At 61.3% G+C, this 14,305-nt stretch carries 14 protein-coding genes; 10 read left to right on the forward strand and 4 right to left on the reverse strand.

What is annotated here, in order from left to right; translation table 11 throughout:
- The first annotated feature begins 171 nt into the window (after window positions 1-171).
- On the forward strand, window positions 172-1,401 hold the full coding sequence (locus C1T17_RS10535; RefSeq protein ID WP_104953412.1) for an NAD(P)/FAD-dependent oxidoreductase: 1,230 nt from the start codon (window positions 172-174) through the stop codon (window positions 1,399-1,401).
- Window positions 1,402-1,403: 2 nt separating this feature from the next.
- Here C1T17_RS10535 and C1T17_RS10540 read toward each other — a convergent pair whose 3' ends face one another.
- The gene (locus C1T17_RS10540) at window positions 1,404-1,877 is read right to left on the reverse strand and encodes a 2'-5' RNA ligase family protein (RefSeq protein ID WP_104953413.1); all 474 of its coding nucleotides are present in this window, start codon (window positions 1,875-1,877) and stop codon (window positions 1,404-1,406) included.
- 46 nt (window positions 1,878-1,923) lie between these two features.
- Window positions 1,924-2,463 (reverse strand): peroxiredoxin, encoded by a 540-nt coding sequence (locus tag C1T17_RS10545; protein WP_104953414.1) that lies wholly within the window; start codon window positions 2,461-2,463, stop codon window positions 1,924-1,926.
- 273 nt (window positions 2,464-2,736) lie between these two features.
- On the opposite strand from C1T17_RS10545, the gene C1T17_RS10550 reads away from it, so the two are divergent.
- From C1T17_RS10550 to trxB, 5 genes are all read left to right on the forward strand, one after another.
- On the forward strand, window positions 2,737-4,131 hold the full coding sequence (locus C1T17_RS10550) for a circularly permuted type 2 ATP-grasp protein (RefSeq protein WP_104953415.1): 1,395 nt from the start codon (window positions 2,737-2,739) through the stop codon (window positions 4,129-4,131).
- A 4-nt stretch (window positions 4,132-4,135) separates the two neighbouring features.
- On the forward strand, window positions 4,136-5,068 hold the full coding sequence (locus C1T17_RS10555; RefSeq protein ID WP_104953416.1) for an alpha-E domain-containing protein: 933 nt from the start codon (window positions 4,136-4,138) through the stop codon (window positions 5,066-5,068).
- A gap of 41 nt (window positions 5,069-5,109) precedes the next feature.
- The gene (locus C1T17_RS10560) at window positions 5,110-6,006 is read left to right on the forward strand and encodes a transglutaminase domain-containing protein (RefSeq protein WP_104953417.1); all 897 of its coding nucleotides are present in this window, start codon (window positions 5,110-5,112) and stop codon (window positions 6,004-6,006) included.
- Entirely contained in the window at window positions 6,003-6,740 is a 738-nt protein-coding gene (locus C1T17_RS10565; protein WP_104953418.1) for a peptidase, read from the forward strand. The genes C1T17_RS10560 and C1T17_RS10565 overlap by 4 nt, the downstream gene beginning before the upstream one ends.
- A gap of 82 nt (window positions 6,741-6,822) precedes the next feature.
- Window positions 6,823-7,791: a thioredoxin-disulfide reductase gene (trxB, locus tag C1T17_RS10570; RefSeq protein ID WP_104953419.1), complete on the forward strand. Its 969-nt coding sequence runs from the start codon at window positions 6,823-6,825 to the stop codon at window positions 7,789-7,791.
- Between the two features lie 9 nt (window positions 7,792-7,800).
- Here trxB and C1T17_RS10575 read toward each other — a convergent pair whose 3' ends face one another.
- Both C1T17_RS10575 and C1T17_RS10580 read right to left on the reverse strand, forming a co-directional pair.
- Window positions 7,801-8,106, reverse strand: a complete 306-nt coding sequence (locus C1T17_RS10575; RefSeq protein WP_104953420.1) for an acyl carrier protein — start codon at window positions 8,104-8,106, stop codon at window positions 7,801-7,803.
- Between the two features lie 13 nt (window positions 8,107-8,119).
- Complete coding sequence (locus tag C1T17_RS10580; protein WP_223262541.1) at window positions 8,120-9,151, reverse strand: GNAT family N-acetyltransferase; 1,032 nt, start codon at window positions 9,149-9,151, stop codon at window positions 8,120-8,122.
- 47 nt (window positions 9,152-9,198) lie between these two features.
- Here C1T17_RS10580 and C1T17_RS10585 point away from each other — a divergent pair, with 47 nt between their 5' ends.
- From C1T17_RS10585 to C1T17_RS10600, 4 genes are all read left to right on the forward strand, one after another.
- Window positions 9,199-10,743 carry an acyl-CoA ligase (AMP-forming), exosortase A system-associated gene (locus C1T17_RS10585; RefSeq protein ID WP_104953422.1) on the forward strand — a complete coding sequence of 515 codons (1,545 nt, stop codon included), beginning with the start codon at window positions 9,199-9,201 and terminating at the stop codon, window positions 10,741-10,743.
- Window positions 10,740-11,972 carry a pyridoxal-dependent decarboxylase, exosortase A system-associated gene (locus C1T17_RS10590; protein ID WP_104953423.1) on the forward strand — a complete coding sequence of 411 codons (1,233 nt, stop codon included), beginning with the start codon at window positions 10,740-10,742 and terminating at the stop codon, window positions 11,970-11,972. The genes C1T17_RS10585 and C1T17_RS10590 overlap by 4 nt, the downstream gene beginning before the upstream one ends.
- A 153-nt stretch (window positions 11,973-12,125) precedes the next feature.
- The gene (locus tag C1T17_RS10595; RefSeq protein WP_104953424.1) at window positions 12,126-12,770 is read left to right on the forward strand and encodes an XrtA/PEP-CTERM system exopolysaccharide export protein; all 645 of its coding nucleotides are present in this window, start codon (window positions 12,126-12,128) and stop codon (window positions 12,768-12,770) included.
- 23 nt (window positions 12,771-12,793) lie between these two features.
- Window positions 12,794-14,302: an XrtA system polysaccharide chain length determinant gene (locus tag C1T17_RS10600; RefSeq protein WP_104953425.1), complete on the forward strand. Its 1,509-nt coding sequence runs from the start codon at window positions 12,794-12,796 to the stop codon at window positions 14,300-14,302.
- Window positions 14,303-14,305 lie beyond the last annotated feature (3 nt).

The raw sequence follows: 14,305 nt of genomic DNA on the forward strand, positions 1-14,305 counted from the left end.
GCCGCGATGGCCCCGCAGCGCAATAGCGTCACGGTGAGGCGGCGCTATACGCAGCCTTGCAACAGCGGTCAACCGCCTGCGTGGTGCTGTTCGTCATTCCCTTCCTCTTGCCTTTGGCGTTCAAGAACGCCAAGGACATGCGCAAATAAAACAGGATGAGGTGGATGGTGCATGAGCTTTTATGATGTCCTGATCGTAGGGGCCGGCCACGCCGGAGCGCAGGCGGCGATCCAATTGCGTCAAATGGGGTTTGCAGGCTCCGTCGCGTTGCTGGGCGACGAGCAGGAGCCGCCTTATGAACGTCCTCCGCTGTCCAAGGAATATCTTGCCGGGGACAAGCCATTCGAACGCATTCTGATCCGGCCTCATGCATTTTGGGGCGAGCGGGATGTGACGCTGCTTTTAGGCCAGCGGGTGAAGCGTGTGGATGCCGAAGCAAAGACCGTAACCGTCGGTGATGACTCGGAGATCGGCTATGGCAAGCTGATCTGGGCAACGGGCGGCACGCCGCGCCTGCTGACCTGCGCGGGAAGCGACGCCAGCGGCATTCACTCAGTGCGTCGCCGCGACGATGTGGACGCGATCATGACTGAACTGGCGAGCGTCAATCATGTGGTCGTGATCGGTGGCGGTTATATCGGGCTGGAAGCCGCGGCTGTGCTGACGAAGCTCGGCAAATCGGTGACACTGCTTGAAGCATTGGATCGCGTTCTGGCGCGTGTCGCGGGGGAAGAACTGTCGCGCTTCTATGAAGCGGAACATATCGCGCATGGCGTAGACTTGCGGACGAAGACGATGGTGGACTGCATCGAGTCGACGGATGGCCGCGCCACTGCGGTTCTTCTGGCTGACGGCACGCGCGTCGCCGCTGACATGGTGATCGTAGGAATCGGGATTATTCCCGAGACCGGACCGCTGATCGCTGCAGGCGCGAGTGGCGGTAACGGCGTGGACATCGATGCCTTCTGCCGCACGAGTCTGCCTGATGTCTATGCGGTCGGGGACTGCGCATCCCATGCCAATGGCTTTGCCAGCGGTGCTCAGATTCGACTGGAGTCGGTGCAGAACGCCAACGATCAGGCAAAGGTCGCGGTGCAGCACATCATGGGGCAGGAAAGTGCTTATGATGCGGTGCCATGGTTCTGGTCCAACCAATATGATTTGAGGCTGCAAACCGTCGGCCTGTCCACAGGCTACGATCAAACCATTTTGCGCGGCGATCCGGCCACGCGCAGTTTTTCGGTTCTGTATCTCAAAGCTGGAAAGCTGATCGCGCTCGATTGCGTGAACATGGTGAAGGATTATGTGCAGGGTCGCGCGTATGTGATTTCCGGGGCGTTGCTCGATCAGGCTCAACTGGCGGATGCGAGTATTCCACTGAAGGAAGTCGGCCTCGCCTGAAGCTAACGGGCGAAGCGATAACTGCGAATTTCCTCCCAAGGGCCGCCGCGATACCGATATGCGGCGAGTCCGCTGATCTCGAACGTGCGGGGGCGGAAGTTGGCTTCAAGCTGTAAGTACAACGCACGGGCTTCTTGGGCCGTTACCTTGTTCTGAACGGTGACGTGTAGCCGAGGCTTAGCGCTGTCCTGCGGCGTCAGCATACCGTGGAAGGCTTCGGCCAATGCCTGTCGCATTGCCATCAGCTCCGGACTGTCGATCCGATAGGCGACGCCTCCGCCAAGATTCATCACGCCAGCGAGGATCGCGGCAGGGCGGCGACCGGAGCAAATCTGCTTCAGTCGCGTCAGTATCTCGCCCTCTGCCGAAGGCGGAAGGTGATGGAACAAGGTGATGTGGGCGACAAGTTGATTGCGCTCCGCAGGAAAGTGCGCGCGCCGCAAATCATCCGCCCACGCGAAATCGGCAGCACCCATCAACGCCGAGACGATGATGGGCGCTGGCCAGGTTACCGGGGCTGCATCAGGCGGCAGATTGCGCCTTCAGCCAATCCAGAACAGGCTCAGGCCGAGTCTCGCCATAGGGGTCTTCGTCGGTGCCTTCGTCGTTGATGCCCGGTTCCTCGAACCAGGCGACGATCTTCCCGTCATCGACGACCATCGCATAGCGCCAGCTACGATCGCCAAAGCCCAGGTGATCCTTCTTGATGAGCATCCCCATGCGGCGCGTGAAGTCGCCCGAGCCATCGGGCAGCAGCTTCACGTTCTTGACGCCCAAATGCTTGCCCCATTGGTACATGACGAACGCGTCGTTGACGGAGATGCAATATACATCATCGACACGCAGCGCCTTGAAGTCATCGTAGAAGCGCTCGAACGCCGGGCACTGTTCGGTGGAGCATGTCGGCGTGAATGCGCCGGGTAGTGAGAAGACGACTACACGCTTCCCCTTGAACAAATCTCCCGTCTGGACGTCCTGCCAGCGGAAGGGATTGGGACCGCCAACGCTTTCGTCGCGCACGCGCGTCTTGAGCGTTACGTCAGGAACCGTTCGATTGAGCATGAAGTCTCCTTTTATCAAGATGAAATTCTTGGACCGTCGGCCGGTGCATGTTCTGGCATAAAGCAGAAGCCGGAACGACGTTCAACTTGCCAACATAAAGTGGCCGACATCCTTCTCGAAATAGGTTGCGCGGATTCCGGTTCCAGCGCCACAAGGTGATGGCGACATATTTTCTACTTGCAATATGTCCGAGCCGTTGCAGTAATGTTGCAGTGCACAAGGGGTCGATCATGACGCCGGTAGCGGAAGGAAATGTGATTGCCCTTCTACGAGATGCTGGATGGCCAGAACGGTGTCCGCGAATGCTATGCGGAGGTGCAAAGCTGGGTCCAGCGAACGGGCATTGCAGGTCTCAATCGCAGACTCGAGGAAGCCGAGGCGATCTTTCGGCGCATCGGCATCACCTTTGCCGTTTATGGGGAAGGCGGCGACCCGGAGCGGCTGATCCCGTTCGATCTCCTGCCACGCATATTCACGGCGCGCGAATGGCGCACGCTGGACCGCGGCATTCGCCAGCGCACACGCGCGCTGAATGCCTTCCTCCACGATGTGTACCATCGCGGCGAAATTATTCGCGCCGGGATCATCCCCAGTGAGATCATCTATAACAACAGTGCCTACAAGCCCGAAATGGTGGGGTTTTCGCCGCCGGGGAAGGTTTACAGCCATATAGTCGGTATCGACATCGTGCGGACGGCTCCCGACCGTTTTGAGGTGCTGGAGGATAATTGCCGGACCCCCTCGGGCGTGTCCTACATGCTGGAAAACCGCGATATCATGACGCGGATGTTCCCCGACCTGTTCGCGCAGGGGATCGTCGCGCCGGTGGACGATTATCCGGCTGAGCTACTGAAAAGCCTCAAGGAAGTCGCGCCGCCCGCGTGCAAGGGTGATCCGGTAGTCGTGGTTCTGACGCCGGGATCATTGAACAGCGCCTATTACGAACACAGCTTCCTCGCCGACCTGATGGGCGTTGAGCTGGTCGAGCCGATGGACCTGTTCGTGCAGGACGGGCGCGTATGGATGAAGACGACCGGCGGGCCGACTGCCGTCGATGTCATCTATCGCCGGATCGATGACGAGTATCTCGATCCGCTCGCGTTCAATCCGGACAGCCTGCTTGGCATCCCCGGCATCTTCAACGTCTATCGGAACGGCGGGGTGACCTTGTGCTCGGCTCCGGGCGCGGGGATCGCAGATGACAAGGCGGTCTATACTTATGTGCCGGACATGATCCGCTTTTACCTTGGCGAAGAGCCGGTGCTGGCGAATATTCAGACGTGGCAGTGCGCAAAGGCGAACGAATGCGCTTATGTTCTGGAGCATCTGCACGAACTCGTGGCGAAGGAAGTGCATGGATCAGGCGGTTACGGCATGCTGATCGGGCCGAAGTCTACGGCGCAGGAAATCGAAGCCTATGCCGCGCGCATCCGGGCGAACCCGTCCGAATTCATTGCCCAGCCCACGCTCGATCTTTCGACCGTGCCTACACTTGGCCCGGCCAGCGTGGTGGAACGCCACGCGGATTTCCGCCCCTACTGCTTGGTCGGCAAGCAACTGCGCCTCGTTCCGGGCGGCCTGACGCGGGTCGCACTGACCGAAGGCTCGCTGGTGGTGAATTCCAGTCAGGGGGGCGGGGTGAAGGACACCTGGGTCTTGCAGGATTGATGCGATGCTGAGCCGGACCGCCGAAAACCTCTACTGGATGGCGCGCTACATGGAACGCGCCGAATCTACCGCCCGCCTGCTTACCATGGGGCAGCGCATGGCGATCCTTCCGGGCGCGCATCATCGCGACGAGTGGCGATCCGTGGTGCGGGCCACAGGATGCGAGGAGAACTTCCCCGCCGACGCGCATGTCCGCGAAAGCGAAGTCGTCGGCTATCTGATGCTGGACCCGGAAAATCCGTCCTCGATCCGGTCCTGCCTCGCCCGAGCTCGCGCCAATGGCAAGTCCGCCCGGACGATGCTGACGCAGGATATGTGGGAGGCGCTCAACGAAGGCTGGCGTAAGCTCGACAGCTATGACCTTGCCGAGGCGCGGCAGCAATTGCCCTCGCTGATCGACTGGGTGAAAACGCGCGCGATGACGTTCCGTGGCGCCGCCGAAAGCGGCCAGCTGCGCAATGAGGGACATGATTTCCTGCGCACCGGCGCGGCGCTGGAGCGGGCGCAGATGACGCTGCGGCTGCTGGACGTCAAATATTATGTCCTGCTCCCGGAAACCGAAGTGATCGGGGGAAATCGCGACCATTATCAATGGACGTCGGTGCTGCACGCCCTGTCCGGGAGCCGCGCCTATCATCATGTCTATGGCGGCGCTTATACGCCCTGGCAGATCACCGATTTCATCATGCTGAACCGCTTGTTCCCGCGGAGCGTGGCCTATTGCTACGATCAACTGGCGTACCGGCTGAACCGGCTCGCGGGCTGGCATGATGTGCGGGGCAAGCCGCACGATACCGTTCAGCAGATGGTGGCTGGCCTCGAAAGCATCGACAGCGGCGAGATTTTTCGACGCGGCCTGCATGAAACGGTGCAGAGTGGCATTGCTTCGACCGACAGGCTGGCGCTCGAAATAGCCGAGGCCTATCACTTCGGTTGAGGCGGACCCCTCCGGGTTGCAGCAAATCAGGGCTACCGCGCATGAAGCTTCTTGTCCGCCATCAGACCGTTTACAAGTATGAGGCGGGGTCGAGCCGCGTCGCCATGATGCTGAAGTTGAGGCCTCGCGATCATATCGGCCAACGGGTGATCGAGTGGGACGTCAGCGTCAACGGCGAGCCGGTGACCAACTTTGCGCGCAATGCTTATGGTGATCATGAGGCGTTGTGGATACGGCACGACCGCACGGAGAGTGCCACCATTCTCGCCACCGGCTTGGTGGAGACCACCGATACGCTGGGCGTAGTGTCTGGGCTTAATGAACTGTTCGATCCGCGCCTGTTTCTGCGTGAGACGCCGCTGACCCGACCGTCTTCGGCAATCAGGGGCATGGCGCAGAATGTGGGAGGGGCCGATGTACTCTCCCGCCTGCATGCTTTGTCTGCTGCGGTGATCGGTCATGTAACCTATCGAACCGGTGCGACGCAGGCGAGCACCACCGCGGCTGAGTCTTTCGCCATTGGCGCGGGGGTTTGCCAGGACCATGCCCAGATTTTCATTTCTGCTGCCCGTAGCATCGGTGTTCCGGCGCGGTACGTCACCGGCTACCTGCTGGCGCAAGGGGAGGACGCCCTTCACGAGACCCACGCATGGACGGAGGCGCTGGTGCCGGGATTGGGCTGGATCGGCTTCGACCCCTCCAACCAGATTTGCGTGACGGAGAATTATGTCCGGGTCGCCTGCGGGCTCGATGCCGACGATGCCGCGCCGGTGAGAGGGTCCGTGACCGCCGCCGGTTCGATCTGGATTGACGCCGACGTCCGGATAGCGCAGGCCAGTGACGACGAACGCGAACAGCAATTGCAGAAGCAACAGCAGCAGCAATTCCAATCCGTTAGCGTGTCGCAGAGTGTGAATGCAGGAGCCGGGGGGCGATGACCTATTGTGTAGCAGTGCGGGTAGATGGCGGACTGGTCATGCTGTCCGACACGCGCACCAACGCAGGCATGGACAACATCGCGCGCTTCCGGAAGACGTTCACCTACGAGGTTCCGGGCGAGCGCGCGATCGCGATCATGTGTTCGGGCAACCTTTCGATTACGCAGGAAGTGAAGAGTTGCCTCTCACGCGCCATTAAGGATTCACACGAAGATCCTGGAATTGAGACGGTTTTGAATTGTGCGACGATGCATCGCGCAGCGCAATTGGTGGGCGACGCGATGCGTACGATGCAAAGGCGGTATCGCGACACGATCGAGATGCAGGGCGCAGGAGCCGACGCATCGATCCTCGTGGCAGGCCAGCGCAGAGGCGGAAAGCCGCGCCTGTATCTGGTGTATAGCGCAGGCAACTTCATCGAAGCGACGGCGGAGACGCCCTTTTTTCAGATTGGCGACCATAAATATGGAAAGCCGATCCTCGACCGCATCATAGAACCCGCCACGTCTCTCGATGAGGCGACAAAGGCCGTCTGTGTGTCCATGGACTCAACTTTACGGTCCAATTTATCCGTCGGCATGCCCCTCGACCTGACAATCATCGCGCGCAACGAATACACCTTTCGCACACGCTATCGGATAGAGCCCGATGACGAGCAGTTTGCTGCGATCTCGCGCGCCTGGTCCGCCGCGTTGCGCAAAGGCTTTGAGGATTTGCCCTCGGTCCTTGACTGACGGGACAGAGCGCTGCGCTTGCAACTGTGGCTTGAGCGCTTATTTCGGTTCCAACGAATCCCCGAAAATCTGAAAGCGCACCATGACTGCAACGCATTCCACTCGCATGTTAATCCTGGGTTCCGGCCCCGCCGGGCTTTCCGCAGCAATATACGGCGCGCGGGCAGGCATGGCGCCGATCGTCGTGCAGGGCATGCAGCCGGGTGGTCAGTTGACGATCACTACGGACGTGGAGAACTATCCCGGCTTCCGTGATGTGATCCAGGGGCCTTGGCTCATGGAGGAAATGCAGGCGCAGGCCGAGCATGTCGGCGCGCAGATGATGTACGATCAGATCGTCAGCGTGGACCTCAGCCAGCGCCCGTTCCGCCTGATCGGCGATGGCGGCACCGTCTATTCGGGCGACACTCTGGTCATCGCGACCGGAGCGCAGGCCAAGTGGCTGCACGTCGAAGGAGAATCGCATCTGGGCGGGAAGGGCGTTTCGGCCTGCGCTACGTGCGACGGCTTCTTCTATCGCGGCAAGAAGGTCGTGGTTATCGGCGGCGGCAATACCGCAGTCGAGGAAGCGCTGTATCTCACCAACCACAGCCATGACGTAACACTAATCCATCGCCGCGATTCGCTGCGGGCCGAGAAAATCCTGCAGGATCGCCTGTTCGCGCATCCGAGCATCAAGGTCGTCTGGAACAAAGCCGTGGAGCGGTTCGTGGGCGGCGGAGTGCCCGAAGGTCTGGTCGGTGTGGACCTGATCGACACAGTGACTGGCGAGAAGTCGCATATCCCGACCGACGGTGCGTTCGTAGCGATCGGGCATCAGCCCGCGACGTCCTTGTTCGAGGGGCTGTTGCCGATGGACGAAGGCTATCTGGTCGTGGAGAAGGGCACCAGCCGCACCAGCATTCCCGGCGTGTTTGCGGCAGGAGACGTCAGCGACAAGGTTTATCGTCAGGCAGTGACGGCGGCAGGCATGGGCTGCATGGCGGCGCTCGATGCCGAGCGTTTCCTGGGTGAAGAGGACTTCGAGACGCTGGCCAAGGCGGCTGAATAGGCCTTCGGTTCAGCGTCCGGTTTTCATCCGGGCAAAAGCGAGCAAGCTACCGAAGGTTTCGAATGTTTCGCCGTCCACATCGTCATCCTCGATGATGATGTGGAGGCGATCCTCCATCTCCGTAAGAAGTCCTGCGACCGCCATCGAATCCAGTTCCGGCAATGCGCCGAACAAAGGAGTGGTATCGTCGAACGCCGCGACCCTCTCGCCGCTCAAGGACAAGATGTCCTTCAGTATCTCCCTGAGCTGCGTGTCGAGCGCATCCTCCGCCTTGCGGGAGTCGGACGCGGGCGCGGAGTGGCTTTCGGCTGTCATGACGCCTCGCGCCCTATCGCCTGAACAGGCGTCCGACAAGACCGGAAATGTATGATCGGCAGGCGGGTATCCACGCTGATACGAAACGCGGGTTCCAAGCATCGAGCCGATAGAGGGTTCGCCGGCTTTCCATCCAGTCTAACTTGTAAGCATTATTTCCGGTGCCATAGTCGATGCGCAACACCTTATCGCGATCAATGGCCTCGCGGAACATATAATGGCTGAGCAACGTGCCCGGCGATTGGGCATCGAAGGCAGCATCGTGCGCCAGCTTGTGGATCAAGGCGACGTTCCGATCAATAGTCCAAAGCTGAACCGCGACAGGAATGCCATCCTTCCGCGCGAAACCCAGCCTCAGTGTACCCGCGCGCCCTTGGGCATCCGCAAGTTCCCGTAGGAAGGCATAATGTGGTTCCGGCGCTTTCCAGCTCTTTCCATAAATGCTCAGATAATCCGCCCACAACGCATCGGTGACGGCATGGTGCACCTCAAAAGCGAAAGGATCGCCGCGACCTCTGCGTTTAACGAGCGTGCGCACTGCACCTGGGCGGCCTGACCAATATTCGGCGAAAGTTCGTCCTTTGATGTCCAGGAAATGATTGATGCCCATTGCTCGCGCAACGGCGAACCAGCCCGTGGATCGCAAGGCGTTGAGTATCAGGTCCAGCGTGCCATCGTCGGCGGTCACGGGGTAGAGGTTGATCCGCGAAACGCGCTTCGCCAGCCTTTGCATGATGGCCGCGACAAGACGCCGGCGCGTTGCCACATCGGGATCGCCATTGAACACCGGACGAAAACCGAAGCTGTACCAGTTGGATATCGCTGTCCGCCGCCGCCCCACGGTTGCGGCAAGATACAGCCATGCTCGCGCTTCGCCTTCCTCAACATGGAGTATATCCGCTGCTGACTCTGGCATGCAGTGGCGGTGGAGCGCCTCAAGCCACTGAAAACTTTCGAACAGGGAGGTCTGAGACATATGGTCCAGCGCATCGGCGGCATGACGTTGCGCTTCGACGAAGCTGCGATATTCCCATCGCGTCTGCAAAAGACTATCTCCGCCCATGAACGTCGCGATAAAGAGGAAGTCTGGATATGAGGTTAAACGCGGCGCTTTCCTCCGACTTGGCGGATGTGCTGCCCATCGACCATATCCTCCTGCGTGGCGATCCGGCGCGTGTCGCATTGGACGGGCGGGCGGGGCATATGGATTTCGCCGAACTGGAGACGGCGCTGGGGCGGCTGGCAGCTTGGCTCGAAGGCTATAAGCTCGGTTCCGGCGACAGGGTGGCGAGTTGGGTGGCGAAAGGCACCGTTGCGGCGCTGATGCCAATGGCGGCGGCGCGCGCGGGCCTTGTCCATGTGCCGGTCAATCCGCTGCTGAAGCGTGCGCAGGTTGCGCATATTCTTGCCGATAGCGGTGCGCGGCTGCTGATCGGTACGGGCGCGCGGTTGGAGACGCTGGAAGAGGGCGACCTGCCGCAGGACTGTCAGGCGCATAGCGAAAGCGACACAGCCTGCGCGATGACGGGAGGTCCAACGCTGCCGCCATCCGATGCCGTGCCGGACGCCCTTGCCGCAATCCTCTACACCAGCGGCTCCACCGGAAAACCCAAGGGCGTGATGTTGAGCCATGCGAATCTGTGGCTCGGCGCGGTTGCGGTGGCGGAGTATCTGAACCTCACACCGCAGGACCGGACGTTATGCGTTCTGCCGTTCAGTTTCGATTACGGGCAGAACCAGCTTTTCTCCACATGGTATGCGGGCGGGTGTGTGGTGCCGCTCGATTATCTGACGCCGCGCGATGTCATCCGATCGGTGGAACGGCGCAGGGTGACCACGTTCGCGGGAGTGCCGCCTCTATGGGTGCAATTGGCGGAGCTGGAGTGGCCCGCAGAGGTGGCCGGACAACTGCGCCGCCTGACGAACAGCGGCGGGGCCTTGACGCCTGCGCTGGTCAAGCGATTGAGAACGCTGTTCCCCCATGCCGATCTCTATCCGATGTACGGCCTGACCGAAGCGTTTCGATCCACCTATCTGCCGCCTGCGCTGGTCGATAGTCATCCCGACAGCATGGGGCGCGCGATACCTTTCGCCGAGATACTAGTGGTGCGTGCCGACGGGACGCTGACCGACGATGATGAGCCGGGCGAACTGGTGCATTGCGGGCCGCTGGTGGCAGAGGGATACTGGCGTGACCCGGCGCGCACGGCAGAGCGGTTTCGCCCTGCGCCCGCCGCCTCAGAATATGGCGGCATGGCGGTGTGGTCGGGCGATACGGTACGACGCGATGCCGAGGGGTTGCTGTATTTCGTTGGGCGTGACGATGCGATGATCAAGTCGGCAGGTAACCGCATCAGTCCCACTGAAGTTGAGGAGGCGGCAATGGCCGTGGCGGGCGTTGCCGAAGCCATCGCGCTGGGGGTGCCCGATCCGAGGCTTGGCGCGGCGGTCCGCCTGTTGCTAAGGGCGCGGGTGGGCGTCGATCCGGCGCAACTGGAGACCGAAGTGTACGCGCATTTGAAGCAGGAACTCCCCAATTTCATGCAGCCGCGCGACATCCGTTTCGTGGAGGTTTTTCCATCCAATGCGAACGGCAAGATCGATCGTGTGGCGCTCGGCCGGGAGCATGGCGAGTGAAGCCGACGGGGCCTATACCGCCGTGGTTCACCAGCGAAGAGGGCATGTTGCTGATCGGCGGATGTGGCGCGGCTTCGCTGGCCGATGAAGCAGGCGATACGCCTCTGTTCGTCTATGACATGAATATTGTCGCGGCGCAGGTGCGGGACTTGCGCAATGTAATGCCGCCGGAACTCTCGATTCACTATGCGATCAAGGCGAATCCTTTTGCGCCGTTGCTGGAGCATATGGTTGGGTTGGTCGATGGGTTCGATATTGCCTCGGGCGGCGAACTGGAGATGGCTTTGGCTGCGGGGCAATCGCCCGATAACATCAGTTTTGCAGGGCCGGGCAAGCGCGATGACGAGATCGCGGCTGCTGTCTCTGCGGGTGTTACATTGAACCTTGAATCTGAAGGTGAGGCAACTCGCGCGCTGGCAATCGCGATACGGCTTGGTCGTCAACCGAAGCTGGCGGTGCGCGTAAACCCGGACTTTGACTTGCGCGGGTCCGGCATGCGCATGGGCGGCGGGGCCAAGCCTTTCGGCATCGACGCCGATCAGGCTGCGGCGCTCGCTCGCCGTATTATCGACGCCGGGGCGGACTGGCGAGGTTGGCACATTTTCGCGGGAAGCCAGGCGCTCGACCCACTGGCGCTGATCGAGACCCAGGCCGCCACCATTGCGCTGGCCACGCGCCTCTCCAAGGAAGTCGGCGCATCGCCGCCGATCGTTAATCTGGGCGGCGGTTTCGGCATCCCTTATTTCCCCGGAGACTCGCGGCTGGACGTGCGCCCCATCGGCACGGCCCTCGCCGACGCACTTGCGAACAGAGCACCGATATTGGCCGACACGCAGTTTGCGCTGGAACTCGGACGCTGGCTGGTGGGGGAGGCGGGCGTCTACCTCACCCGCGTGGTTGATGTGAAGGATAGTCAGGGCGAGCGCTTCGTTATCACTGATGGCGGGATGCACCATCAACTCGCGGCGAGTGGCAATTTCGGGACGGTCGTGAAGCGCAATTACCCCATCGCCATCGCCAACCGTTTCGGTGAACCGGCAGCGGCTGAACCCGTTACGGTCGTCGGATGCCTCTGCACGCCGCTCGACCGCTTGGGCGACAAGGTGGCGCTGCCGCCGGTGCAGGTCGGCGATCTCGTCGCGATATTCCTCGCCGGGGCCTATGGCGCCACGGCTAGTCCCGCAGCGTTCCTCGGTCATCCGGCATCCAAGGAAATGATCGTCGGCTGAGGCGCACTCCCTCAACATCTCCAGAAATCCTCCACGCCTAACGCTATCTTTACCCTTAGCGCCCATGAAGGCGGCTGTAGCCATGCGTGCTGTGCAGTCGCCTTCCTCTCAGGCCCTGCACGCCACGCAGCGGGCAAAGAGGGTGAGACGAGCATGGTTTCTGGAGCTTTGGGCCGTATTTCTCTAGGCGTTTCGCTGATCGCGATGACGCTATCGGGTTGCACGACGACGCGCGATGCGCCGACCCTTCCGACCGCGACGTTCGTCGGTGCGGACGAAGGGCCGGGTGAGGAATATGTCATCGGTCCCTTGGACGAACTCACGATCTTTGTCTGGCGCAACCCAGAACTCGGCGCGAAGGTGCAGGTGCGCCCCGATGGGCGCATCACCACGCCGCTGATTACGGACTTGCCCGCCGTGGGAAAGACGCCCGCCGTGCTGGCCGACGACATCAAGGTGGCGCTGAGCAAATATATCGAGAACCCGCTGGTGTCGGTGATCGTCAACAACTTCTCGGGCACCTTCAGTCAGCAGATCCGTATCGTCGGCGCGACCGAAAAGCCCGCGTCCATTCCCTATCGCGCGAACATGACGCTGTTGGATGCGATGATCTCGGTCGGCGGGCTGTCGGAATTTGCGGCGGGGAACAAGGCGCGGCTGATCCGGCATGAGCGCGCCACGGGCAAGCAGCAGGAATTCGCGGTGCGGCTCAATGACCTCATCAAGAAGGGCGACACGCGCGCCAATGTGCTGCTCGCGCCGGGCGATGTCATCATCATCCCCGAGAGCATGTTCTAAGTAATCAGGAATAACAGAACCTTATGTCTGGTCTCTACGACGAAATCCTGATTGCGCTGCATGGCGTGTGGAACCGCCGCTGGCTTGCGCTTGCCGTCGCCTGGGGCGTCTGCATGATCGGCTGGCTAGTGGTCTCGCTGATTCCGAACAGCTATGAATCGAAAGCGAAGGTTTACGTCCAGCAACAATCGATCCTGCCTGAGCAGATCGGCATCACGCCGGTCGAGCAGCAGCAGAATGTCGATCGGGTACGCCAGACGCTGGCGAGTGCCGCCAATCTGGAAAAGGTCGTGCGCGGCACCGACCTGTCGCAGGGCATCACCAGCGACCGCGATCTGGCGGGCAAAGTCGCCATGCTTCGCACCAAGATCAAGGTCGTCTCCACGCAGGATAATCTATTCGAGATCACGGCATCTTCGTCCGACACAGGCATCTCCGATGGCGCGAATGCCAAGCTGGCGGCGCAGATCACGCAAAAGCTGATCGACATTTTCGAGGAAGAGAATGTCGCGGGCGATCGTGATGAGACGCGTCAGAGCCTGGGCTTCCTCGATTCGCAGGTCGCGCAGCGTGGCAAGCAGTTGCAGGCCGCCGACCAGCGCCGCGTAGAGTTCGAGCAGAAGTATCTCGGCCTGCTGCCCGGTGCCGGGTCGATCAGTGATCGCATGGATGCCGCCCGTACCGAAATCAACAACATCGACAGCCAGTTGGTCGCGGCCCAAAGCGCCCTGTCCGCGATGAACGCGCAACTGGCGGGAACGCCAGCGTCCATCGCGGGAGCCAGCGGTGGCGGGACGACCGCACTGGGGTCTGTCATGGCGGAAATCTCCGCCGCCAAGGCGCGCGGCTGGACGGAAAGCCACCCTGACATCATCGCGCTGCGTCGTCAGGCTGCGGCGTTGAAGGGGCAGGGCGGGGCTGCGGCTGTGACCGGCACGCCCAATCCCACTTACACATCGCTGAAATCCATGCAGGCGGAGCGCGCCGCGACGGTGCAGGCATTGCAGATTCGCAAGGGCCAGATCCAGTCCGACCTCAATGCCATGTCGGAGCGGCAGGTGTCCGAACCGGGGGTAGCGTCCGAGCAGGAGCGCCTGAACCGCGAATATGAAGCGCTGAAGACCCAATATGACAAGCTGCTCGCCGACCGCGAGGAAGTTCGTCTGCGCGGTGATGTGCAGAACGAGACTGGCGCGGTCAAATTCCGCGTGATCGAACCGCCAAGCGTGCCGTCGACGCCCGCCGCGCCCAATCGCCCGCTATTGCTGATTGCGGTGCTGATCGTCGGCATCGGCGCAGGCGTCGGCACGTCCTTCGCGATGGGACAGGTGCAGACGACATACCCCACCGCCGCCCGGCTCGAAAAGGCCGCTGGCCTGCCGGTAATCGGCGCGATCACGGAAACGGTGACGGCCGCACAGCAGCTTATCCGCAAGCAGCGCCTGAAGCTGTTCCTGGCGGGAACGGGCGGACTGGCGGGCGTGTGCCTGCTGCTCGTCGCCGTCGAATTCGTTCAGCGCGGCATGGCTTGAAGG

The sequence above is a fragment of the Sphingobium sp. SCG-1 genome (genome assembly GCF_002953135.1).
In the GTDB taxonomy this organism is placed as follows: Bacteria; Pseudomonadota; Alphaproteobacteria; order Sphingomonadales; family Sphingomonadaceae; genus Sphingobium.